The 21,723-nt window shown below is 58.1% G+C and carries 23 protein-coding genes and 1 tRNA gene; 10 read left to right on the forward strand and 14 right to left on the reverse strand.

All coding sequences use genetic code 11. The features are described 5' to 3' along the window. Positions 1-170: 170 nt before the first annotated feature. From B2U07_RS06355 to B2U07_RS06365, 3 genes are all read left to right on the forward strand, one after another. Positions 171-668 carry an HAD domain-containing protein gene (locus tag B2U07_RS06355; protein ID WP_296276396.1) on the forward strand — a complete coding sequence of 166 codons (498 nt, stop codon included), beginning with the start codon at positions 171-173 and terminating at the stop codon, positions 666-668. Between the two features lie 177 nt (positions 669-845). Further along, positions 846-1,361, forward strand: a complete 516-nt coding sequence (locus B2U07_RS06360) for a hypothetical protein (protein WP_296276397.1) — start codon at positions 846-848, stop codon at positions 1,359-1,361. A 5-nt stretch (positions 1,362-1,366) separates the two neighbouring features. Further along, positions 1,367-3,757, forward strand: a complete 2,391-nt coding sequence (locus B2U07_RS06365) for a DotA/TraY family protein (RefSeq protein WP_296276399.1) — start codon at positions 1,367-1,369, stop codon at positions 3,755-3,757. Positions 3,758-3,804: 47 nt separating this feature from the next. Here B2U07_RS06365 and B2U07_RS06370 read toward each other — a convergent pair whose 3' ends face one another. The 6 genes from B2U07_RS06370 to B2U07_RS06395 all read right to left on the reverse strand — a co-directional run bounded on the left by B2U07_RS06370 (position 3,805) and on the right by B2U07_RS06395 (position 7,329). Continuing rightward, complete coding sequence (locus tag B2U07_RS06370; RefSeq protein ID WP_296276400.1) at positions 3,805-4,929, reverse strand: hypothetical protein; 1,125 nt, start codon at positions 4,927-4,929, stop codon at positions 3,805-3,807. After that, on the reverse strand, positions 4,929-5,330 hold the full coding sequence (locus B2U07_RS06375) for a hypothetical protein (RefSeq protein ID WP_296276402.1): 402 nt from the start codon (positions 5,328-5,330) through the stop codon (positions 4,929-4,931). The genes B2U07_RS06370 and B2U07_RS06375 overlap by 1 nt, the downstream gene beginning before the upstream one ends. Beyond that, complete coding sequence (locus tag B2U07_RS06380) at positions 5,330-5,962, reverse strand: CPBP family intramembrane glutamic endopeptidase (RefSeq protein ID WP_296276404.1); 633 nt, start codon at positions 5,960-5,962, stop codon at positions 5,330-5,332. The genes B2U07_RS06375 and B2U07_RS06380 overlap by 1 nt, the downstream gene beginning before the upstream one ends. A 13-nt stretch (positions 5,963-5,975) precedes the next feature. After that, positions 5,976-6,191, reverse strand: coding sequence for a hypothetical protein (locus B2U07_RS06385; RefSeq protein WP_296276406.1), 216 nt, complete (start codon positions 6,189-6,191; stop codon positions 5,976-5,978). Between the two features lie 277 nt (positions 6,192-6,468). Continuing rightward, on the reverse strand, positions 6,469-7,077 hold the full coding sequence (locus B2U07_RS06390) for a CPBP family intramembrane glutamic endopeptidase (protein ID WP_296276408.1): 609 nt from the start codon (positions 7,075-7,077) through the stop codon (positions 6,469-6,471). A gap of 75 nt (positions 7,078-7,152) precedes the next feature. Then, on the reverse strand, positions 7,153-7,329 hold the full coding sequence (locus B2U07_RS06395; RefSeq protein ID WP_296276410.1) for a hypothetical protein: 177 nt from the start codon (positions 7,327-7,329) through the stop codon (positions 7,153-7,155). A 515-nt stretch (positions 7,330-7,844) separates the two neighbouring features. Here B2U07_RS06395 and B2U07_RS06400 point away from each other — a divergent pair. The 4 genes from B2U07_RS06400 (at position 7,845) to umuC (ending at position 10,937) form a co-directional block, all read left to right on the forward strand. Beyond that, positions 7,845-8,327, forward strand: coding sequence for a helix-turn-helix domain-containing protein (locus B2U07_RS06400; RefSeq protein ID WP_077144130.1), 483 nt, complete (start codon positions 7,845-7,847; stop codon positions 8,325-8,327). A 59-nt stretch (positions 8,328-8,386) separates the two neighbouring features. Then, positions 8,387-8,902 (forward strand): hypothetical protein, encoded by a 516-nt coding sequence (locus B2U07_RS06405; protein ID WP_077144129.1) that lies wholly within the window; start codon positions 8,387-8,389, stop codon positions 8,900-8,902. A 339-nt stretch (positions 8,903-9,241) separates the two neighbouring features. After that, complete coding sequence (locus B2U07_RS06410) at positions 9,242-9,673, forward strand: LexA family protein (protein ID WP_296276414.1); 432 nt, start codon at positions 9,242-9,244, stop codon at positions 9,671-9,673. A gap of 7 nt (positions 9,674-9,680) precedes the next feature. Then, positions 9,681-10,937 carry a translesion error-prone DNA polymerase V subunit UmuC gene (gene umuC / locus B2U07_RS06415; protein ID WP_296276416.1) on the forward strand — a complete coding sequence of 419 codons (1,257 nt, stop codon included), beginning with the start codon at positions 9,681-9,683 and terminating at the stop codon, positions 10,935-10,937. 216 nt (positions 10,938-11,153) lie between these two features. Here the strand turns inward: umuC and trfA are convergent, their stop codons facing one another. The 6 genes from trfA to B2U07_RS06445 all read right to left on the reverse strand — a co-directional run bounded on the left by trfA (position 11,154) and on the right by B2U07_RS06445 (position 15,461). After that, on the reverse strand, positions 11,154-12,041 hold the full coding sequence (gene trfA / locus B2U07_RS06420; RefSeq protein WP_349681757.1) for a plasmid replication initiator TrfA: 888 nt from the start codon (positions 12,039-12,041) through the stop codon (positions 11,154-11,156). A 2-nt stretch (positions 12,042-12,043) separates the two neighbouring features. Next, positions 12,044-12,247, reverse strand: a complete 204-nt coding sequence (locus B2U07_RS06425) for a helix-turn-helix transcriptional regulator (RefSeq protein WP_296276418.1) — start codon at positions 12,245-12,247, stop codon at positions 12,044-12,046. Positions 12,248-12,367: 120 nt separating this feature from the next. Beyond that, positions 12,368-13,105 carry a hypothetical protein gene (locus tag B2U07_RS06430; protein WP_296276420.1) on the reverse strand — a complete coding sequence of 246 codons (738 nt, stop codon included), beginning with the start codon at positions 13,103-13,105 and terminating at the stop codon, positions 12,368-12,370. Next, positions 13,102-14,322, reverse strand: a complete 1,221-nt coding sequence (locus tag B2U07_RS06435) for a phage integrase central domain-containing protein (protein WP_296276422.1) — start codon at positions 14,320-14,322, stop codon at positions 13,102-13,104. The genes B2U07_RS06430 and B2U07_RS06435 overlap by 4 nt, the downstream gene beginning before the upstream one ends. Positions 14,323-14,488: 166 nt before the next feature. Then, a tRNA-Thr gene (locus B2U07_RS06440) sits at positions 14,489-14,564 on the reverse strand. Positions 14,565-14,618: 54 nt separating this feature from the next. After that, positions 14,619-15,461: a CvfB family protein gene (locus B2U07_RS06445; protein WP_275545792.1), complete on the reverse strand. Its 843-nt coding sequence runs from the start codon at positions 15,459-15,461 to the stop codon at positions 14,619-14,621. 240 nt (positions 15,462-15,701) lie between these two features. On the opposite strand from B2U07_RS06445, the gene B2U07_RS06450 reads away from it, so the two are divergent. Then, a complete protein-coding gene (locus B2U07_RS06450) occupies positions 15,702-15,893 on the forward strand; it encodes a hypothetical protein (RefSeq protein ID WP_013716575.1) in 192 nt (63 codons plus the stop codon). Between the two features lie 59 nt (positions 15,894-15,952). Here B2U07_RS06450 and B2U07_RS06455 read toward each other — a convergent pair whose 3' ends face one another. After that, a complete protein-coding gene (locus B2U07_RS06455; protein WP_275545793.1) occupies positions 15,953-17,098 on the reverse strand; it encodes a PQQ-dependent sugar dehydrogenase in 1,146 nt (381 codons plus the stop codon). Positions 17,099-17,181: 83 nt separating this feature from the next. Beyond that, the gene (locus tag B2U07_RS06460; protein ID WP_343252197.1) at positions 17,182-17,883 is read right to left on the reverse strand and encodes a transporter substrate-binding domain-containing protein; all 702 of its coding nucleotides are present in this window, start codon (positions 17,881-17,883) and stop codon (positions 17,182-17,184) included. 170 nt (positions 17,884-18,053) lie between these two features. Here B2U07_RS06460 and B2U07_RS06465 point away from each other — a divergent pair, with 170 nt between their 5' ends. Beyond that, entirely contained in the window at positions 18,054-19,031 is a 978-nt protein-coding gene (locus tag B2U07_RS06465; protein WP_197856123.1) for a zinc-dependent alcohol dehydrogenase family protein, read from the forward strand. 379 nt (positions 19,032-19,410) lie between these two features. Then, positions 19,411-21,591, forward strand: coding sequence for a putative bifunctional diguanylate cyclase/phosphodiesterase (locus B2U07_RS06470; RefSeq protein ID WP_275545795.1), 2,181 nt, complete (start codon positions 19,411-19,413; stop codon positions 21,589-21,591). The last annotated feature ends 132 nt before the right edge of the window (positions 21,592-21,723 follow it).

The raw sequence follows: 21,723 nt of genomic DNA on the forward strand, positions 1-21,723 counted from the left end.
GGCATTCATTGCCACTTAATTAGCGAGCCAGAGGCAGAAACTAGAGGCCATCTCTAGATAACGTGGCATTTAATGGTAATTAATGGCATTCATTGCCAATGAATGGCAGGGAATGCCACGTGCTATCTTGCAATGCCCGAATAAAATCCCGACGAAAGGCGCATCTGAATATGAAGCGACGGCTGCTATTTCTCGACTATGACGGGGTGCTACACCCGGATGCTGTCTACCTGTCGAGGCGCGGAATCGAGCTGCGCGCAGCGGGCTCTCTGTTTATGTGGGCACCGCAGCTGATCGAGGCCTTGGCTGACCACCCAGACCTACGGATCGTGCTCTCCACTTCCTGGGCTCGAAACCTCGGATTTAATCGAGCGAGGCAGGCACTGCCTACAGCATTGCGCCACCAGGTAATCGGTGCGACCTGGCACTCAGCAATGGGAAGAGGCTGGCCGGACTACATTCCCTGGGACGTTCAGACTCGCTGGGAGCAGATCGCAGCATATCTATCGCGTCTCCATGAGCCTGTACGCTGGCTTGCCATCGATGACGATGCGCGGGGTTGGGCAAGCGCAGATCGTGACCAACTGATCCAGACTGACCCGAACGCCGGCCTGTCGGATACGGCTGTGATGTCTGAGTTGATCCGCAAACTAAGAAACTCTCCATAACATGCACGATAAAGTATTAACCCATCGTGCATGCCAAATTATCCGGCAATGAATGCACGATACATTATTATTATAACGTGCTTATTTAAATTATTCGCCGGATAAATGCGGTTAAACATTGTTGCGCTGTAATCCCATAAATATCATTGCACCGTGATATTTAATGGAGCGCTCGACATGATTCTCCGCAAATCCAATTCAGAAGTCCCCACTACCCAATCCAACGTAGGCTCTGACAGTGCCGCGCAGGAGGATGTCAGCGCTCATAAAGAGAAATCGAAAGCCTCCGCCACAATCAGGTGGATACTGGCTACCGATGCCTGGAAGCGCCAGGCCAAGCACCTTATTTACCGAGGCCGCTTTCCGCTGCTGCGCCGCGTGATCGCCACTGAGCGTAGGCAAGCCAGCACCCTGGTTCCTCTGGCAGATGTACCGACCACCTTGCTGGAACGCTCTTTACTCGCCCACTACTTCATCCTGATGTTCACGGTGCCGGCCTCTCTCTGGGCCGCATACATCACTCTGAAAGGGCTGTCTGCCGGCATCCGATTTGACTTGTGGTTCAACGCCTGGCTCATCCAGGGCATCCCACTCCTGATCTTCTGCGTGATGAAAGCGCTCACCAGCAACAAGACGCGGAAGCTGATCCTGTCCGAGCTATTCATTCGACATCAAGAAACCACCAAGGGGTGATGAGAATGCGCCTACTGATCAGCTCTCTCGTCACTGCGCTACTGCTCATCTGTGCAAGCGTTGCATTGGCCGACGATCCAGTCCCCATTCCAGAAGCCACTTCTGGTGCGCTCTCTCCGTTGGCCGGGATCGACTTCGCCTATGACTTCGGCCAAAAGGTCATCAGCTGGATTGCCTACGGCACAGACAATGCGACATGGGGTGATAAGTCGCTGCTATCTGCGATTTCGCTACCGCTGAATGCCATTGCGCTTGCCATGATGGCATGGCTGGCTGTGATCGGTGGTGCAACCTATGTCTTCCAGACAGCCAACAAGGGCGTACCTGGAGGACAACTCATCTCGTCTTTCTGGGCACCTATCAGAGTCAGCACCGCGACAATCATGCTGATCCCACTTGCCAGTGGGTATTCGACGATCCAGTACGGCGTTATCACTGTTGCCGAGAAAGGGAATGCTCACGGCTCTTACGTTATGGGCATAGGGCTCGATTACCTATACGACTTCGGTGCCTATCGAGCCCCAGGCATTCCCAATGGCCAGTCCATTTTCTTCGCCCTGGTAGAGAGTGAAGTGTGCCGTCAGTACATCAACTCCTACACCAAGCGGGAAACCATTAGCCCGGTCTTCACTGGGCCTGTCCGTAAGAGTGATACAGCTCTGGTATCCAAGGTCTCATACCGCTACAACGAAACCTCAGAATCACCAACGGCCAATGACCCCCGCCTCGACTACTGCGGAGCAGTAGCCTTTTCCATTGAGCATGATGCCGATGATGAAGATGACGGGTGGTTTACCGATGCCGACGAGCTCTCAGCACACTACGGCGGCCCACCCTATATCGCTGAAGCACAGATGGCGCTGCTGAAGAAGATGCAGCCTCTTGCCGCTCAGACCGCATCCAGAATCTTGGCGGACGAAAGTGCGCTACGCCAACTCCAAGCCTATGGGGAAAGCAAGCAAAACACATATGAGCGTGCCGTGGCCGAGCTGAACGGCCAAATCGGAGATGCGGCAGGGCTCGCGCACGGAGCTATCCGCACGTACAACAGTGAGAGCCAGAAAATCATCGCGCAGGTGGTGAGCAGGCTCAACGATCAAAAGAACGCCAATAATGACGGTAGCGACGGCTGGGTTGCACAAACCAAAGCCATGGGCTGGCTAGGCCTCGGCACTATCTTCTGGCAGGTCAATATCTCTCAGTCCGAAATCAACAAGCTGGCAGCAACCTTTGAGGCTGCTTTAACCCCTCCAAACCTCGACCAAGAATGGCTAACCGACGACCGCTTTGTGAAGATTTCTATGCGCATTCGCGGCATGAAGAAGCAGTTTGCGAGTCTAGATAAAACGAAACAGGTCAATACAGACCAAGGCTTTGCCCAACCCGACTCTATACCCTCCCTTTCAGCCATTGCAGACGCAGGTGCTGAGGGCGACGGTTGGGTGGACACGCTTAAGTCGAAGGTCTACGAATTCTTCGCAGGCAGCCTACGCTATTTCATGTTCAAGAATGGCCCTGATGACCTGATACTCAACATGCAGTATTTCGGCTCAGCAATGAGCACCTTGGCTGAGACAGCCTGGTGGGCAAAAACCATCACTATCAACGTGCCACGTGGAATGGCGGAAGCCTTTGGCAAAGCCGTTAGCGATTTGAGCAACAAGGTTTCGTTTATCCCTGGTGCGGGTTGGCTTGCTCGGGCAGGCGGGGCAGCTAGTGAGGGCGCTGCAAAGGGGTTTTCGCTCACTCTTGGCGACATCAGCCAGATGATCAACTATCTCATCGTGGCCATGATCGTCATTGGCTTCACGCTCGGAGTAGTTCTTCCGACGATCCCTCTTACCCAATGGCTCATGGGCGCTATCAGCTGGATGCTGTTCTTCATCGAGTGCTTACTTGTTTCACCGATGTGGATGGCAGCCCATGGCACAGCGGAAAAGGAAGGCTGGGGTTCCGAGCATACTCGTCAGGGCTACATGCTGATGATCGGCCTGTACCTCAACCCTATCCTGAGGGTGGCTGGTTTCTTTGCAATTTTCGTCGCACTCAAGCCGATTGGCTGGATGGTCTCTTGGTTCTTCGACTACGTGCAGGGTGTAGTGGTATCGGGGTTCGGTGGCCTTTTCATCTTCTTCGGCGCAGTGATCATTGCCTCGATCTTTGCCTATTCCGCCATGGTGCGCATCTTCGGTCTGCCTTCTGAGCTGTTTGAGCGCGGTCTTCGTTGGGTCAACGGTGGCCAGGAAGTAACCGGCGACAGCGCAGGCGAAAAGGATGCTCGTACCAATATCGCGGCATTCGCAGCGAAAGGGGAAAATGCTCCGATGCACGTCAAACCAGGGCTGAACAAGATGCCAAGCGGTACTCCAAAACCTGGAGGGAACACCTTGTCGTAAATGCAAAAAGCCCCGCTGAAGCGGGGCTTTTGCTCAGTGGGCGCAGATCAGAACAGGTTCATAATCATGCTCGTGATCGGGTAGAGAATCACCCCCAGCATCACTCCCACGTAGACCAAGAAACCAAGCGCTACCTGCGGTGCACGAAGCCCAGCAACCACTTCAAACTCACTGCCGCCATACATTGCGGCCTGGTTAGAGTTGAAGGGTAGAGCTTCAAACTGCGCCTTCACTTTTCGAGCTTCCAGGAAGCGCAGCGATACATACCAAAACGCTGCCGCAGGGAGTACCGTCCAGGCCATACCGAAGATGGCACCAACAATCGCAGATACCGGAAGCAGCAGCAGTATGTGCGGGCCGACCAGGTTGACGCGATCAACGATGTTCTCAATAGCACCTGTGAACTCCGTGGTGATAAAGCTCACTGCTGCACCCACATTCCACTCCGTGCCAATCGCCAACCACAGGTAGGAAAGACCACCAAGAGCAGCGCCCCAGTTGATCACTTGGGCACAGCCGTAGCCACCGCGAACGGTGCTGTTGATCGGCGCAATCGCTGCAAGGTGAGTGCCGCGCCCCAGGATCGCACGAGGAAGGAAACACAGTACTAGCAGCAAGCCGCTGACGAGCAGCATCAGCCCTTCATGCCCTAGCAGAGCTGACTTCACCGGGAATCCATCCGTACCACGAACCATGACAAACCCCTTCATCACGGCCCGCGCCATGTCTACGAATGGAATGGCCAACGCTGCAGCAATGAAGCCTGATTTCGGCACCGACCAGATTTCAGCGAACCAGTTGCCAGTCAGGCTGCGGCGGTAGTAATAGCGATACGAGCGCTTCACCGCCTTGCCTTTGCCAGTCTCCTTCACGGCCACACCGAACCAGCCGCTGGCGATGGCTACGAAGGAAAGCAAACGGCCAGTGTTATTCATCACCACCGAGCTCGCTGCTGAGCTATCGACCCACGGCAGGCTCACAGCCTGGCCAGCTGGGCTATTTGCACATGCTTCGACAAACGCATCCGCCAGCTCATTGCACGGTTGGTAGCCACGCGGCCAGAAGAAATCACGCACCGAACTCGCAACGCGGACTACTACGGCCCAGACGATGTACAGCGGAAGCTGCATGCCATGCCAAACCGAACCTAGGAAACCTCTGACTGCCGACATTATTTCCACTCCTTTGCGTAATCGTTGGCCTGGGTGATCGCGCCTAGCTCGTCCACCATGCGCCTGGTCATCGAATCAATCAGAACCTCTCGGGCGTACTGCTTGCTGTGGTTCTGCCACACGGCTCGCTCGATGAGGCCATCCTTCATGCTTAATTGGTTCAGCTGCTTCCAATGCCTTTCCAGCTTGCGAGCCTGCTCCGAGAGCTCTGCCTGCTGCTGCATCAGGTACGCTTCCAGCTGGTTGTTGTTGGCCATTTCAGCGAGCCTGGCCGGGTTCAATGCCGACAGCAGCTCGTGTGCTGTCCTGGCCCAGAACGGCATGCCCTGGAGCTCCGGCATCAGGTTTGCGTCAACTGGCATCGACAGGTAGATGTCGTGCATTGCCGAGTTGAGGGCCATCAGAGCGATACCACAGCGACGTAGATGTTCATCGCTATATGGAGTGTGATCGGCAGAGCAAGGCCACCGGAGACAACCCGCGCAACACCCAGGATGATGCCTACCGACCCAAGCAGAGCCAGCTGGACAATGTTGGACTGGCTGTGAAAGAGCGCAAACACAGCTGCGGTCACGATGACCGTCAGCACTGTCGCAAGCCGTCCTTTACCGAACTCCACCGCTCTCCAGAGCAGCCCGCGAAAAATCACTTCCTCAAACAGCGGCGCAGCTACCAGCACACCGAGCGCATTCGCCTTCAGCATCTCGCGAGTTATCTGCGCGCCGGCATCGTGATCACCGAAGGCCATCCGCACCTGAAGGCACACGACCTGGACAGCCACTATTGCCAGCATGAACACCAGGAAGTGGCGAATTTGCAGCCGCCCCCACATACGCTGATCAGGGCGAAGGATGTGGCAAACCTGGATCAAGCCAACGCTGGCCAAGGCCAACGCGCTTGCTGCAATCACACCTGGTAGGCCGAGGCCCAGCTGCGCCCAGACCATGGCATAGGCAACAACCATTGCCGCGAGAGCGAGCAGCACATAGCCCCCACGCTTCGTAACATTCATCGCCAGCCCTGTACGTTCCATACCCCCTCCCCCACTACGCCTGAATCAGTTCGACTGGAACCTGACCAGTTACCAGGCCAGGAAAAACCACCGCATCAGCAACGCGACCATTACTCAGAACCTCGATCAGCAGCGAGGCCTGCCCCCGGTAGGAGCAGCGACTGATGTTGATCGACTCACCTTCATCCAAAACAGGCAGCTCGCTAGACACGACGATTCCGGCATCCAGTTTGCACTCAGCAACAACCATGATCGACTCCCTCTCCCAAGGCCCGGCGAGTGCCGGTCAATAAATCAGCCAACGAGGTCATTGTAGGGCATTAATTCATAATTAACAATTACTAATTATGAATTACCAGGCAAGCCAACCGATTCACCTCCCAGCGACATCGTCTTGAGGGCAGCGGATGCAATCGGGCGGAAGCCTGACAAGCGTGTGCAAAGGAAGGTTGGAGCACCCGGGAATCAGGTGCTCTCATGGAAGTTGGGGGGGGGCTTACAGAATCAGACCAGACTGACTTGAGTCGCTACAGCGCCCAAATCACGATTGCATGCGTGTTCACAGCAATGTGCATCATCAGAGGGAGCGCAATCCCTCCCGTGTGCGCCCTAGCCCAGCCAAGGAGAACTCCAATCACAGCCACGTGCAGTAGAGCAGCTGTCCCCCAATAGGCCAGGTGGCTCAACGCGAAGATCACACTTGTACCCAGTATCGGAACCAGCTGCGCACGAGCGCTACCCGATACGCTCAGCGATCTGAACAGCAATTGCCGATAAATCACCTCCTCCTTCAGAGGGGTGACGATGGCAACTCCGAACAGCTGGGCAACGAGCTCAGCGTGATTTATCGGAGTGCTAGGAGACTCCAGCTCTAGGCCTGCCACTGCAAGGCGATAAATCTCGCTGGTGGCCATGATCGCAAGCATGAAGGCAGTGAACCCTGCAAAACTAAACCGGCCCCAGATACCTTCACTTGGTCGAGCTGCTGCGCATAGAAAAAGTAGGCCTAGGCCTGCCCCAAATAATCCCAGCTCGATGACCGATAATGAAACATTCGACCTGGCTGCTAGAGCTTCAAAAAGCTGCATGAAGAAGAGCGCGAATATCGCAAGAAAGGCATGGCCTGCTCTCCCCATTTCCCTACCTCTAGCCTCCAGGCCGGCAAGCTCTCAGACCACCGAAAATCGACATGATTTATTAATTACTAATTATTAAATCTTGTAGCCGCTTTGCTTAAGCGCCTCTTTGATCAGGCCGCTGACTGTCCTTGGGCCTTCTCCACTGAGCTTGTTCGCCCTCACCCGATCCTCAAGGTCTTGAATCACCTCGGGCGGTAGGCTGATGGAAATCGGCTTCGCCTTCTTTGCTACAGCAGCAGTGCCCATCATGCCCCCCTCGTTGAGAATTACGTTTTCGCAATTCGTAAATCATAATTACTGATTGAAGCCTGGCACTGACAAGTGCCGAGTCTACGAACGCACTATATGAGGTAGATTATCAATTATCAATTATGAATTACGACTCGCTCGAAGGTTAGCGTTGCTTATCTCTGGGCAGCAGCCCAATCGGCGCAACGCGCCGCCCTTACAGACACACAAGTGAATCGAGGCCGTGACGTTTCATGGGGTAGCTGCCATTTGTATAATGGTATGCGGCCTTTGGACATACCTCATCCCTCACCCATACCAGGGAGACAGGTGAGCCTCCCTGGGGAGACCAGCCAGTCTCTAGGGGAGGGGACAGCAGCGTCTCCCAAAGCATACCGATACGATTCATACGAAGCGAATCGATACACAGAATACCTATATGGGGGGCTGACACAGCTGTCTCCCCCCCTATCATTGTGTGCCCCGCTGCAAGCCCCCATACTGAGCCTACAGACCGCGAATCATGGGGGTGGGAGATGGCAAAGGCACCGCTGAAGCAACCTGATCAAGAAGCCAATCGGGCTATCGAAAAGAAATGGGGTAAGCCCCTTACGGCAGCTGGTTGGACGGCGATCCCGAATGTCATCTTCGAGCGAGCCCAAGCATTTCCGCTTGAGCCACTAGATATCGTGATCATCCTGAACCTCGCAGGCTACTGGTGGAAGGCTGGCAATGATCCATATCCCAGCAAGGCGAGTCTTGCTGCCGCCATTGGCGTGACACCGAGGACCATCCAGCGCCGTATCGCAGCGCTGGAGAAATCGGGCTTCATCGAGCGGATTGAGCGGAAGACGGCACGAGGCGGAAACCTCACCAATCAGTACTCCTTGAAAGGACTTATTGAGGCAGCCAAGCCATTTGCTGAAGAGCATGTAGCAGCACGGGAAGCACGCAAGAAAGAGTCCGTAGAGCGGGCAACACGCAAACGCCCGGCGAAGCTGGAGCTGGTAAAGAAGTGAAGGCTTTCGGGGCGACCTGGTTCGTCGAGTGAGCAGGAGCGCAAGGAAGTACGACGAACATGGCAGCGAACTATGACAAACAGAGCGATCTAGCTCTCGCAGATGCCTTCAGAGAGCTGATGGATGTTGTGGTGAGCATGAGGAATGCTGGGGTACCACTCTCGCAGGTACAGCATGCGCCATTTTTTACCTACCTGATGACACCCAAGCAGTTTGACCGGATCAGAAAGATTTGCATGCAGAAGGGCTGGGAAGTCCCGAACCAGCGCGGCATCCTGATTGATCTAGTGGCCGTGGCTCATCCGTTGGATGCACGCGAATCGAAGGACAACTGTACCGTCGAAGAGGCTCTTGCGATCTTGGTCGCCGCGTATTCTGCCTATAGCCAAGTCGGTCTGAACAAGCCGAAGCACGCCCAGGCCATCGTCTTCAACACGGGCCGCCAAGTGCAGGTCGCACAGAACAAGTATTACGCGGTGGCGGTCGTGAAGGTGTGTGTTGAGGGGCGTAAAAAGTACTTGGCCCCGGTAACTGCGTATCACGCAACCGAGGCCAAGATTCGGAATATTAGTTGACTACGCGGAAGGACGGCCTTGTAAGCAAGTCTCCCACACTGAAGCGGAACAACCCATATGCCTACAATTTCCCTTCATATGACCCCAGCTTGCTAAGGCCTACGCAGCTCCGCCGACAAATTTTCTGCTGTCGCCGTAGTCGGGGTTAATAGTAAGCAGTTGCTCAAAAAATCGCAAGCAACCGCTAGACCTCTGTGTCTCCCCCCTACTAGACAGCGGCGTCCACGGGGCAGCGAGCAGCTAAGAACCACCATTCATCGATAGCACTCATGCGCGAGATTGCCAGCTGCTACGCGTTTTGATATCTGTATATATATACAGTATTAGCAGAGTGGCGCCATGTCCGCAGAAATACTTGGACGGGTTGCGCCCCAAGGCGCTCCGCTTCCGTTTTTTGGATGCTGCGTCAGCGCAGGCTTCCCCAGTCCCGCCGACGATTATGCCGAGGCCTGGCTCTCCCTGGATGAGCTGGTGTGCATTCGTGCGCCCAGCACCTACCTGGTGAGAGCCAGGGGCGACAGCATGATAGGGCGGGGTATCTATGACGGCGACGTGCTGGTGGTGGATCGCGCTCTCGACCCGTTGCCTGCGGACGTGGTGATCGCCTGCGTGCGCGGCGATTTCACGGTCAAGGAGCTGACCTATGAAGCCGGCCAGCCGGTACTGATGCCGGCCAACGCGCTCCATCAACCGATCCGCTTGCGCGACGGCGAGGAGTTGGAGGTCTGGGGCGTCGTGACCCATAACCTGCATGCGCTGCGCAGGCGCTGAGGTGGCCATGTACGCCCTGGTCGATTGCAACAACTTCTATGTCAGCTGCGAACGCCTCTTCCGGCCCGAGCTGCGCGGCCTGCCGGTCGTGGTGCTCAGCAACAACGATGGCTGTGTGGTGAGCCGCAGCAATGAAGCCAAGGCGCTGGGCATCAAGATGGGCGAACCATTCTTCCAGGTGCGCCACCACGTCCACGAAAACGGGCTGGAGGTGTGCAGCTCGAACTATGCGCTGTACGCCAACCTATCGGCCCGCGTGATGCGCATGCTGCGGGGCATGGCTCCGCGTATCGAGGTCTATTCCATCGACGAGGCCTTCCTCGATCTTCGGGGCATGCAGATCGATCTGGAGCAGCTCGGCAGAGACATACGCGCTCGGGTGCTGCGCGAGGTCGGCATCCCGGTAGGGGTCGGGATCGCACCCACTAAGACCCTATCGAAATTGGCCAATTGGGGGGCGAAGAAGTGGCCGGCAACGGGCGGGGTCGTTGATCTTCGCCCCCTCGCGCGTCAGCGCCGCCTGATGGCCTTGGCCGAGGTTGGGGAGGTCTGGGGGATCGGTCGGCGGCTGAGTACCCGGCTGGGCGTGATGGGCATTACCACAGCGCTCCAGCTGGCTGACTACGACCACAAGACGCTGCGTCGTCTGTTCAACATCAACGTCGAGCGGACTGCACGCGAGCTGACAGGGGAAGAGTGTTTCGCCCTGGATGATGGCCCCGAGCCGAAGAAGATGATCGCCGCGACGCGATCTTTCGGGCAGCGCATCTATGACCTGGCCGGCCTGGAGGAAGCAGTGGCCACCTACGCCAGCAGGGCCGCAGAGAAGCTGCGGGCGCAGCAGCAATACTGTCAGCTGCTCCAGGTGTTCATCCGCTCCAGCGCGTTCGCGCAGGGAGCTGAGCGCTACAGTCGTGCAGCGACAGTACCGCTGCCCTATCCCACGGCTGACACCCGTGACCTGGTGGCGGCAGCGCAGGCCGGCTTGCGCTCGATCTTCACCCCCGGCCCGGCCTACGCAAAGGCTGGCGTCATCCTCATGGATTTCGTCGGTACCGGACAGCACACAGACGATATGTTCGCACCTTCACCTCGTCCCAATAGCGACCGCTTAATGGCAGTAATCGATAGCATCAACAGCCGCCAGGGCCGAGGAACTGTCCGCCTGGCTCGGGCGGTACCAGAACGTGGTTGGTCAATGCGGCGCGACCATATGAGCCAAAGATTCACTACAAGCTGGCAGGAACTGTTAGAGGTCACGTAGAGGGGCGCCGCGCCAGTAGCAAACGCAGCTGAAGATTAAGAATGATTAAAGACTGATTAGCGCGTCGGATGCCCACCCCTCACACAGCCCGTATCTACTGGCCTCAAGGCAGATATCCACACCCACCTGTCAGGAGTGCTGGAACGGCACCTGCGGGGGCGTCAGAACGGTATTAACTGGGGTGCTGGAACGGTAGCCAGGGGTGCTGGAACGGTATCAGCACTTCCTGTCCAGGTGTCGGCGCTGAGAGGGACTAGGGGTAGTTTTGACCCGTACCAGTGCCCCCTCAATCTCGTAGCTGAAGGGCTTCCCCTTAGTAGTGCTTGCTTCTGCCAGAGAGTAGAGGGCGCGACGCAAATCCTTTTTAAAATCGAGCAGCGAACTGGCTCGGCTTCCACATAGCCGATGCAGCGTCTCGACCTTCAACGGAAAGGGTGTAGCGTGGCTGGCATAGAAACCATGAAGCCATTGTGCAAGCGGCTTCCCTTGCAGCGCTTGGCGAACAGACCAATCCACTTCAGTGAACTGATCGCCAACGAATAGCGTCTGCAGCTTTGGGTTCAGTCGGATGACATAGCTCCGAGATCCAGCCTCGCAGTGCTCACGGTATACCTCTTGAAGTAGGCTGCCTTCATACGAATGTCCACCACATCGTAGCTGCAAAGCAGTGGCCTTCAGCCTGCTCAGATGTCTGTCCAGAATCTGACGGTTCTTTCCAGTATCGGTTCTGCCGAGCACCTTCAGGAGTCGGTAGGCTGTCACCCTGCACTCCGCACCCAACGCTTGAGCCCTGGCCATGTGCAGTACGGTTTCCCATACGTCCAAGTCCCCCTGATCTAAGAGGGCGCCTGTGTAGAGAATGCTGTATCCACCCTGCGCATGAATTTCCGCTCGTTCAACGTATGGACGGCGGCCTTTGCTGATTGCACCGAAAAGCGCTGAGCGCAAAGCAACATTTGGCACACGTCGCACCGAATCTGACCAATTCGGCATCAGGCTATGGATCAGCCCGAGATCAGGCCCTAGATGCTGAGCTCGTGAGCGCTTGTTGTGCTCTTCTAGCTTGGCAAAGGTCTTGCGGGGAACTGTCAAATTTGAAGACATCGTTAGCGAACAGATGCACTAACTTTGTCTTCAATCCAGGCATGCACACGCTCTGCAGGCCATGCCACTGAGTTCGCGCCAAGCTGGATGGCAGCGGGAAATTCGCCCGCCTTGATCAGCCGATAGACCTGCGACTTACTGAGCCCCACAAGGGCACAGACGCTTGGAAGGCGAAGCAGCATCGGCGAAATAGGTTGAATAGCCATCTTGTCGGTCTCCTTGGAACCGGATTGGATGGCTAGGGATTAAATGGCACAGCAAGAGGGGAGTCGTGGCAATTGCCAAATTCTCAGGGAAATGCCAAAAGTATTTGTTCTCTAAGAGAGCTAGCGCTTACCGGGGCGCGACCGCCCCTCCATATATCTCCTGAATGTCCTTGCGTCCTTGCACATTTCCACTCCAGCCTCCTCCGCAAGTGAGAGAATTGCCTTGGGCAGATCAAAGTTCTTACGCTCATTCCTGAGCTTAGAAGCTTCACGCTTAATTTTATCGGCACGCTCCCTGCCTGCCTTATCAAGCTGCTGCTCAGAGTGAGCTTTATCTACCTCAAAAACCAAATTAACCAGACCACTTATGATCTTGCTAATGTAGCCCAGCTCCTTTGCTTGAAGCCCTTCAACAGAGTTACGCCGCCCACCCTCCTCCAGGTCATCAATACCTAAAATAAAATTTGGCGACTCAATACCCGCCCCCACTATACATTCAAAGAGTGAGGCTCTAGAGGAATATACAATCCTCGCCGGAATACTTGTGTAGTCACTATCCGCACGACAAAAGCAATCCAACAATGAGACTTCAGCACCACTCGAACCAGCCAATGCTTTGAAGTACTTTCGTAGACCACCGAAATCAAGCTCATAGCCCTTACTTGAGGGCTGAGAGGTCCTTGCGCCACCCACCCAAAACACATTTTCAGGCAATAACTTTCCTTGACGAACAGCATACTCTTGGAACAAGGCTTCAATTATTTCATACAAATCATGCGCAGCCTCCTGAGGACTCACCTCATAGTAACGCGCGTACTCAGGCACAAAGTCAGATAGACGAATCAGATCGGCGCTCATACGACTTTCTCCAGCACAGCAATGACTTTAGGTTCGGAGTAGCCGGAGGAGAATGAGTCCATATAGTCGGCATACCACTGAAGCATCTCTCGTCGCCCCTCGAAATACTGGGCATGGTTGTAGGTGCCGCGAATGCTGTTTTTATCCACATGCGCCAACTGAGTTTCGACCCACTCACTGGGATAACCCTGCTCGTGCAAAGTGGTAGACATCGTGTGGCGGAACCCATGCCCTGTGGCACGCCCATCGTAGCCCGAGCGCTTCAGTAGCTGGTTGATTGCTGCCTCGCTCATGGGCTTTGCTGGATCGTTACGACCAGGGAATGCGAGCGTGTAGCCACCAGTCATTTCTTGCAGCTTACGCAGCGCTGCCAACGCCTGCTTGGAGAGCGGGACGAGATGAGCGCGGCGCATCTTCATACGCGCAGCTGGGATCAGCCAGAGCCCTCTATCGAGGTCAAACTCAGCCCATGGTGCCCCTCTCAGCTCGGCCGTTCGTACCCCTGTCAGAATTAGCAGACGGGTAGCGATCTTTACGACGTCATGCCCCGGACACGCCTGAATGCTGCGTATCAACTCCGGAACTTCAGCAATGGGCAAGAAGGGGTAGTGTCGGGACATAGGGGTCTGCAGCGCCCCTCCCACGTCCGCGATTGGGTTGTACTCAGCGCGCCCCGTGGCAATCGCGAAACGGTAAACCTCTTGGCAACGTTGCCGAACCTTGCGCAACTTCTCTAAAGCCCCGCGCGCCTCGATGCGACGGAAAGCCTGTAGCCAGTGCATAGGTTTGATGTCGGTTAGCGGCAAATTCCCTACTTGGGGAAAGATGTCCAGCTCGAAAGCCTCCATAACGTCACCGGCATAACCTGCTGACCAGCGCGGCGACTTATGCTGATGCCACTCCAACGCAAGGCTCTTGAACGTATTGGCGCGAGATGTTGCCGCCTGGGCGCGCGCAACCTTCCGCTCAAGCCCAGGATGCCGTCCCTGCGCCACAAGCTGGCGAGCATCAAAAGCAAGCTGCCTTGCCTGTGCGAGCGTCACCTTGTCGAGAGTGCCAAGGGAAATGTGCGACTGCTTGCCATCCAGGCGGAATCGGAAGCGCCAGGATTTGCCACCTGCCGCACGAATCCAGAGGAACAGACCGCCGCCATCGGCAAGCCCATAGTCCTTCTCGCGTGGTGCAGCATTCTTCACCTGCAGAGCCGTCAATGGCATGCTGAGTACCCATAGATTATTGAACAACCCAAAGGTACTCGCAGAGGTACTCAAAAGACAAGCGCTTGGATGAGACTGAATGGCACCGCATGAAACAAAAAGCCCGCACTAGGCGGGCTTCTTGAGGGATTCATGACACTGCTTGGCACTGCATGAATCTGTTTAATGGTGCCGGAGATAGGAATCGAACCTACGACCTTCGCGTTACGAGTGCGCTGCTCTACCGACTGAGCTACACCGGCGGGAAACGCCGGCATTATGCGAGTTGCCGCGCCGGCGCTCAAGTCACGGTCGTATCAGCTGTCGAGCAGTTCGATGCGGTCGTCGTGGATGCGGATCAGGCCCTGCTTGTAGAGCCCGCCGATGGCCTTCTTGAAGTTGCCCTTGCTGACCCGGAACTGTTCGGCGATCAGCTCTGGCGGGCTCTTGTCACCCAATGCCAGCACACCGCCCTGATCACGCAGGCGCTCGATGATCTGCTCGGCCAGGCCGCTGGCGGCTTCGTGACCGATGGGCTGCAGGCTCAGGCTGATCTTGCCGTCGGCACGCAGCTCCTTGATGTAGCCCTTCTCGCGCATGCCGCTGCGGATGAACTTGAACAGCTCGTTCTTGTGGATCAGACCCCAATGCTTGCCGTCGATGATGGCCTTGAAACCGAGGTCGGTACGCTCGACCACCAGCAGATCGACTTCCTGACCGACCTGGTAGTTGGCCGGCACCTGGTCCAGATGACGATCCAGGCGCGCGGTGGCGGTGAGGCGGCGGGTGCGCTTGTCCAGATAGAGGTAGATCACGCAGTAGTCGCCAATCTGCAGCGGACGCTTCTCTTCGGAGTGTGGCAGCAACAGGTCCTTGGGCAGGCCCCAGTCGAAGAACAGGCCGACGCGGTTGATATCCACCACCTTGAGGCTGGCGAACTCGCCAAGCTGGATCTTCGGCTTGAGCGTGGTGGCGATCAGCTTGTCTTCGCTGTCCAGGTAGATGAACACGTTGAGCCAGTCCTCGACCTCGCTCGGCGTATCCTTGGGGATGTAGCGCTTGGGCAGGAGAATTTCACCGTCCGCGCCACCGTCCAGATACAGACCGAAGTCGGTGTGCTTGACCACCTGTAAAGAATTCATCCGCCCGATAACGGCCATCGTGTTACACCTCGCCAAAACAGCCGGCCATTCTACCCGAGATCAGGCACAACCGGGCTGGCTGCATGATGAATCGACAGCCGGTCAAAAGGCCGTATAAGTGACTGGAAAACAAGCCATAAAGTGTCGCGAAAAACCGCTCATGCGCGGCGTTGTAGCCGGTAACGGGGCGATTACCCAAGCAGAAAAAGGCGGCTTGAGGCATAATGGCCGGCCGCCCATCTGAAAGAGATCAAGGTCATGGCCACCCTTCGCGTCAAGTCGTCCGCCAGCAAAGTCAGCAAACCCGCCCCTGCCGTGGAAACCCGCGAGTCCATCGAGGCGCAGATCGCTGCCTTCCTGCAGGGTGGTGGCGAGATCCAGCAGATCGCCAAGGGCGTCAGCGGTCAGACTTACGGCGGCACTCGTCAGATCACCATCAGCAAGAAGTGATCGCCTCGGGTGCGCATTGCGCACCCAGCCTCCCTCCCCGCCTTAGCCTCCAACCAAGCTTACTCGCTCGCCAGCCCCAGGCGCAGCAACTGCCCTTTCGGCGCATCCGTCAGCACGTAGATATAACCGTCCGGCCCCTGTCGCACGTCGCGTACCCGTACCTTCAGCGACTCCAGCAAGCGTTCTTCATGCACGACCCTGTCGCCGTCGAGTTGCAGGCGAATCAGCGCCTGGCTGGCCAGTGCTCCGATGAACAGATTCTGCTGCCAGGCCGGGAAACGCTCCGCGTCGTAGAAGGCCATGCCGCTGATGGCCGGTGATTTTTCCCAGACATGATGCGGCGCCTCGGTGCCCTCGACCGTTTTGCCCTTGGCCTCGGGAATCGCCAGCATCGAGTAATTCACCCCGTGCGTCGCCAACGGCCAGCCGTAGTTCTTGCCGGCTTCGGGAATGTTGATTTCGTCACCGCCGCGCGGGCCGTGCTCGTGGGTCCACAGGCGGCCGCTCCAGGGGTTGAGTGCCGCGCCCTGCTGGTTGCGATGACCGTAGGACCAGATTTCCTTACGCGCGCCATCACGGGAAACGAAGGGGTTGTCCTCGGGAATACGGCCATCGGGAAAGATACGCACCAGCTTGCCCTGCAACTTGTCGAGATCCTGTGCGGTGGGGCGATTGTTGTTGTCACCCAGGGCGATGAACAGGTGACCGTCACGGTCGAACACCAGGCGCGAGCCGAAGTGCGTGCCGCTGGATAACTTCGGCTGCTGACGGAAGATCACCTCGAAGCCCTCCAGCGCCGCAGCATCGGCCGAGAGCTTGCCGCGCCCCACCGCCGTACCGGCAGCGCCATCACCCTCTTCGGCGTAGGACAGGTAAACCATACGGTCCTGGGCGAAATCAGGCGACAGCACCACGTCGAGCAAACCACCCTGGCCGACAGCGAAGACTTCAGGCAGCCCACGCAATGGCTCGGACACCGCCCCCTCGGCACTTACCCGGCGCAACGCGCCCGGCCGCTCGCTGACCAGATATCCCTGGCCGTCCGGCAGAAAGGCCACGGCCCAGGGATTGGCCAGACCTTCGGCGACGGTATGAACCTTCAGCGGGCCCAGTTCCGAATCAAGCTGCCGGTCTTCGGCAAGGCTGTGCTGGGCACCGAAAAGAGCGATCAGACCGAGGGCTGCAAGGGGTTTCAGGCGCGGCATCGAGGCGTCTCCAGTCGTCAGACAAGCCGGCATAGTGCTACAGCCTGCCAACCGAGGCAGCCCTGCAAAAGTTTCCTCAGATTTCAGTCCGTCAGGTAGCGTCGTTCGATGCGCAGGTAGTCGCCGGATTCGCGCAGCATGCGCAACCCCGCATCGAAACGCAGCCGATGCGAGTCCTGACGAAAGCCCACGCGGTACGGCGTCGGTGGGAAAATCTCGAACCAGTCGAGCGACTGGGTTACGTCGACCTGATCGTTCACTTCGCGATCGAGATGGAGAATGATCCGCTTGTCACCCACCACTACATCGGTGCGGCCGCTGTAAAGTAGGCGGTTGCGGTTGATCTGCAGCGCCTCCTCGCGATAGCGCGGGTTGTTCATCGCCATACGCTCGAACTCCGGCCCGAGCAGCAGGCGCGCACGCTGAAAGGCGCTGACCGCATAGTTGCTCAGGTCGGCGATACGCTCGATGTGATAATCCCGACTGGCCAGCGACACTGCAACGTTGTGGTAGTGGATATAGATATCGGAATAGAACGCCACAACCCCGCTGCGCTCGTGGGTAGTGGTAATGGCATCGATTTCGCCGCGCCGCAGCATCAGGTGCAGGCGCTCCATCGGTGCGTAATAGGCGGTCAGCTCGAAGCCGGCGTTGTGGGCGGCACGGTCGACGATCTCGTACTCCAGGCCGCGCGGCTCCCCTTCGAACACGTAAGGCGGCTTGTGCGTGCCGAAACCGACATGCAGCACCTCTGCCGCAACCGTCGGACTCAGACATGCCAAGATCAAGCCCAGCCACCATCTGCCCATCGTCTACCCCACTATCGGATAAGCCAGAGCATAGACGGCTGGTCGTCTTCATAACCAGAGTGGATGCCGGCCGATTCATTCCGCTTTGCCCTATCGCAGCTAGACTGGCTGCACGCATTTTTGCGCCAGTCTTCAGGAGATCAGACATGCTCAAAGCCGAATACCAGCAACGCGGCCCGGTGCCGCAAGACGTGATCAGCGCTGTGCCTCTGGAGCTGTCGGAACCCGCCGCCGGGCAAGTGCGGGTCAAGGTACTGGCTGCACCGATCAATCCGTCGGACGTGCTGACCCTGACCGGCGCCTACGGCATGCTGCCGCCGCTGCCCGCGGTCGGCGGCAATGAAGGCGTCGGCAAGGTCGAGGCGCTCGGTGAAGGCGTCGGCAACTTCAAGGTCGGCCAGACCGTGCTGCTGCCGGTGGGTTGCGGCACCTGGGTCAGCGCCTTGAACGCGCCGGCAGACAAGCTCATCCCGCTACCGGAGGCCGATCCGCTGCAGTTGGCCATGCTCACCGTCAACCCGCCGACGGCTTCGTTGCTGCTCAGCGAGTTCGTCGACCTCAAGCCGGGCGACTGGGTGATCCAGAACGCCGCCAACTCGGGCGTCGGCAGTTACCTGATCCAGCTGGCCAAGCTGCGCGGCTTCAAGACCATCAACGTGGTGCGCCGGGAATCGGCTGTCGCCGCTGTCGAGGCCGAAGGCGGTGATCTGGTGCTGGTGGACGGTCCTGACCTGGCCAAGCGGGTTCGTGCTGCTACCGGCGGCGCCGACGTACGCCTGGGCATCGACGCGGTGGGTGGCGCCAGCACCGATCATATCGCCGCGGCGCTGGCCAACGGCGGCGTGCTGGTGAACTACGGCATGATGAGCGGCGAGGCCTGCCAGGTTTCGCCGGCCTCGTTCGTATTTCGCGACGTCACCCTGCGCGGCTTCTGGCTGGCCAAGTGGTTCCAGCAGGCCAGCCCGGCGCAGCAGATGAAGGTGTTCGGCGAGCTGGTGCAATTGATCGCTAGCGGTAAGCTGAAGACCCGCGTCGCCGCCACCTACGACCTGGCACACATCAAGGACGCTGTGGCGGCAGCTGCCAGCGGCGAGCGTGACGGCAAGATCCTGCTGGTGCCTTAACGTAAACCGCGCCCGATGGATAGCGCGCCCTGCCCTATGAGCGCGCCAACATTCTGCTTCACCTTGCCGCTCGTGCCTCACGGGAGTCTCGGCCATGGGCCTCCATCCCTGCCGGCACCGGCCGAATATGGGGCGATAGGCGTCTCACGCCCTTCGCCTCAACCTTCGTCATAACGATGCGCCTGATACAGGCCCAACGCGCTAAGTTAAACCAATCTGCCCAATTTCTGGCACATATAAGGCAAAGTGCCATTTTTAGTGCTAAAAACCTTGAGGGCTGGTCATTTTGTGGCCTATAGCCCGTCGACTCGCACGCAAGTACGAACGTGCCTGTGCTTCACTGAATGGACATGCACACCGCCCTGCCAGGGGGATGCCTATGGAAGGATGGTCGATTCATTTTCTCGCAGACCTGCCCGAGCAGGGCCAAGTTCTGCTCGACTGCTTACACGACCCGAAGCTGGTGGTGCTGTCCTACGTTATCGCCAGTATCGGTAGTCTCAGCACACTGACCATCGCCAGGCATCTCGATCAGGTGCCGATGCGCAGCATGCGCCTGGTCTGGGGGCTGCTCGGCGGGCTGTGCCTGGCCGGCGCGATCTGGTCCATGCATTTCATCGGCATGCTGGCATTCCACGCACCTGTCGCCATTCGCTACGACCTCGCCACCACCGCGCTTTCCTTGTTGGTGGCGCTGGCTGCCGCCCTTCTCGCTCTTTACTGCATGGCCATGCCGCGCCCCGGCCTCAGCCGGCAGTTACTGGCGGCCGTGATCATCGGCCTGGGCATCAGCGCCATGCACTACAGCGGCATGGCCGCGATCCGCTCGGACGCCCAGGCTTACTACCACGGCGGCCTGTTCACCCTGTCCATCATCATTGCCATCAGCGCCAGCTTCGCTGCGCTGCTGCTCAACCGCTACGTGCGCAACGGCTCGCCCAGCCGCCAGCGCTGGATGAAGTATTCGGCAGCGCTGGTGATGGGCGCCGCCATCGCCTCGATGCATTACACCGGCATGGCCGCGCTCAACCTGGTGGTGCCCGATGGCACGCCGCTGGAGTTGCGCAGTGCCGACAACAGCGCGCAACTGGTGGTGATCGTCGCGTCCATCACCCTGCTGATTCTCGGCCTGGGCCTGGCCGCAGCCTGGATCGGACGCAAGCTCGACGACAAGGAGCGCGACCTGCAGCGGGTCAATACCCTGCTGGTGCAGCTCGATCAGGCCAAGGCCTCGCTGGAACAGGTGGCGCATTTCGACCCACTGACCGAACTGCTCAATCGCCGCGGCTTCAACCGGGTCTTCACTGCCACTCTGGAAGAGCATGCTGTGACCGGCCGCAGCCTGGCGGTGATGTTTCTCGATGTCGATCACTTCAAGCGCATCAACGACAGCCTTGGCCACGACGCCGGCGACGAACTGCTGCGCGTGGTGGCGCAGCGCATCCGTGCAGCACTACGCGAGCGCGACATCATCGCGCGCTTCGGCGGCGACGAGTTCTGCGTGGTCGCCAGCCTCGACAGCAATGCCGACCCGCGTGCGCTGGCCGCGCGCATGCTGGAACAGATGAAGGAGCCGATCAGCCTGGCCGGGCGCAAGATCGTGATGACCACCAGCGTCGGCATCAGCCTGTTTCCACAGGACGGCAGCAGCGCCGACGAGCTGCTCAAGCACGCCGACCTGGCGCTCTATCAATCCAAGGGCAGCGGGCGCAACGTGGTGCATTTCTTCAACCCGCACCTGAAACAGAAGGCCTCGTACGAGCTGCAACTGGAAGAGGACCTGCGCCAGACCCTGCTGCAGGACAATGGCCTGGTCCTCTACTACCAGCCGATCATCGATCTGCGCAGCGGTGGCCTGAGCAAGCTGGAAGCCCTGGTGCGCTGGAATCATCCACAGCACGGTCTGCTCACCCCGGAACGCTTCATCGCCATCGCCGAGGCCAACGGCTTTATCGATCAGCTCGACAATTGGGTGCTGCGCCGGGCCTGTCTCGATCTCAACAGCCTGGAGCACATGGGCTATCCGGGCTTGAAGATCGCGGTCAACTGCTCGGCGCTCAATCTGGCCAACGACCAGTTGCCGGGCCGCATCGAGCAATTGCTGAACGCGACCCACTGCCCCGCCCACTGCCTGGAGCTGGAAGTGACCGAAAGCGCGCTGCTGAGCAACATCAATCGCGCCATCGGCCTGCTGGAAAACATCCGCGCGCTGGGCGTGAGCCTGTCCATCGACGACTTCGGCACCGGCTATTCATCCCTTGCCTATCTGCGCCGCTTGCCGCTGGATACGCTGAAGGTGGACCGTTCCTTCATTCAGGACGTGGCCAACTCCAATCAGGACCGCGAGATCGTCCACGCCATCATCGCCATGGCCCATGCCCTGCACCTGAAGGTCGTCGCCGAAGGCGTGGAAACCACCGCGCAGCTGGAGTTTCTGCAGGAGCGCGGCTGCGATCAGGTGCAGGGCTATCTGTTCAGCAAACCGGTACCGCTGGCGGAAATCGTCACGTTGTTCCCACCTCACTACCGGCCGCTGGAACGGGTAGCGGCCAGGTCCTGAGCTTTCTTTGAGCATAAGCTCGCCGCTAAAGCGCCTCCTACAACAATCGCGCCGCCCTGTGGGAGGGGCTTTAGCCGCGACCAGCGGCGTAGCCCGGATGCAATCCGGGGAAAGCTCGCGCACCTTGTCGTT

This window comes from Pseudomonas sp. UBA7530 (assembly GCF_002479365.1).
GTDB lineage: Bacteria > Pseudomonadota > Gammaproteobacteria > Pseudomonadales > Pseudomonadaceae > Aquipseudomonas.

What these genes read in the sequence shown, in the direction of transcription:
- B2U07_RS06380 (WP_296276404.1), bottom strand. Translation starts at nt 5,962, where the DNA reads ATGGAACGTACAGGGCTGGCGATGAATGTTACGAAGCGTGGGGGCTAT.
- B2U07_RS06455 (WP_275545793.1), bottom strand. Translation starts at nt 17,098, where the DNA reads ATGCCGCGCCTGAAACCCCTTGCAGCCCTCGGTCTGATCGCTCTTTTC.
- B2U07_RS06365 (WP_296276399.1), top strand. Translation starts at nt 1,367, where the DNA reads ATGCGCCTACTGATCAGCTCTCTCGTCACTGCGCTACTGCTCATCTGT.
- B2U07_RS06395 (WP_296276410.1), bottom strand. Translation starts at nt 7,329, where the DNA reads ATGATGGGCACTGCTGCTGTAGCAAAGAAGGCGAAGCCGATTTCCATC.
- umuC (WP_296276416.1), top strand. Translation starts at nt 9,681, where the DNA reads ATGTACGCCCTGGTCGATTGCAACAACTTCTATGTCAGCTGCGAACGC.
- B2U07_RS06385 (WP_296276406.1), bottom strand. Translation starts at nt 6,191, where the DNA reads ATGGTTGTTGCTGAGTGCAAACTGGATGCCGGAATCGTCGTGTCTAGC.
- B2U07_RS06370 (WP_296276400.1), bottom strand. Translation starts at nt 4,929, where the DNA reads ATGTCGGCAGTCAGAGGTTTCCTAGGTTCGGTTTGGCATGGCATGCAG.
- B2U07_RS06435 (WP_296276422.1), bottom strand. Translation starts at nt 14,322, where the DNA reads ATGCCATTGACGGCTCTGCAGGTGAAGAATGCTGCACCACGCGAGAAG.
- B2U07_RS06470 (WP_275545795.1), top strand. Translation starts at nt 19,411, where the DNA reads ATGGAAGGATGGTCGATTCATTTTCTCGCAGACCTGCCCGAGCAGGGC.
- B2U07_RS06405 (WP_077144129.1), top strand. Translation starts at nt 8,387, where the DNA reads ATGGCAGCGAACTATGACAAACAGAGCGATCTAGCTCTCGCAGATGCC.
- B2U07_RS06390 (WP_296276408.1), bottom strand. Translation starts at nt 7,077, where the DNA reads ATGGGGAGAGCAGGCCATGCCTTTCTTGCGATATTCGCGCTCTTCTTC.
- B2U07_RS06430 (WP_296276420.1), bottom strand. Translation starts at nt 13,105, where the DNA reads ATGAGCGCCGATCTGATTCGTCTATCTGACTTTGTGCCTGAGTACGCG.
- B2U07_RS06425 (WP_296276418.1), bottom strand. Translation starts at nt 12,247, where the DNA reads ATGGCTATTCAACCTATTTCGCCGATGCTGCTTCGCCTTCCAAGCGTC.
- B2U07_RS06355 (WP_296276396.1), top strand. Translation starts at nt 171, where the DNA reads ATGAAGCGACGGCTGCTATTTCTCGACTATGACGGGGTGCTACACCCG.
- B2U07_RS06445 (WP_275545792.1), bottom strand. Translation starts at nt 15,461, where the DNA reads ATGGCCGTTATCGGGCGGATGAATTCTTTACAGGTGGTCAAGCACACC.
- B2U07_RS06360 (WP_296276397.1), top strand. Translation starts at nt 846, where the DNA reads ATGATTCTCCGCAAATCCAATTCAGAAGTCCCCACTACCCAATCCAAC.
- B2U07_RS06400 (WP_077144130.1), top strand. Translation starts at nt 7,845, where the DNA reads ATGGCAAAGGCACCGCTGAAGCAACCTGATCAAGAAGCCAATCGGGCT.
- B2U07_RS06375 (WP_296276402.1), bottom strand. Translation starts at nt 5,330, where the DNA reads ATGGCCCTCAACTCGGCAATGCACGACATCTACCTGTCGATGCCAGTT.
- trfA (WP_349681757.1), bottom strand. Translation starts at nt 12,041, where the DNA reads ATGTCTTCAAATTTGACAGTTCCCCGCAAGACCTTTGCCAAGCTAGAA.
- B2U07_RS06450 (WP_013716575.1), top strand. Translation starts at nt 15,702, where the DNA reads ATGGCCACCCTTCGCGTCAAGTCGTCCGCCAGCAAAGTCAGCAAACCC.
- B2U07_RS06410 (WP_296276414.1), top strand. Translation starts at nt 9,242, where the DNA reads ATGTCCGCAGAAATACTTGGACGGGTTGCGCCCCAAGGCGCTCCGCTT.
- B2U07_RS06465 (WP_197856123.1), top strand. Translation starts at nt 18,054, where the DNA reads ATGCTCAAAGCCGAATACCAGCAACGCGGCCCGGTGCCGCAAGACGTG.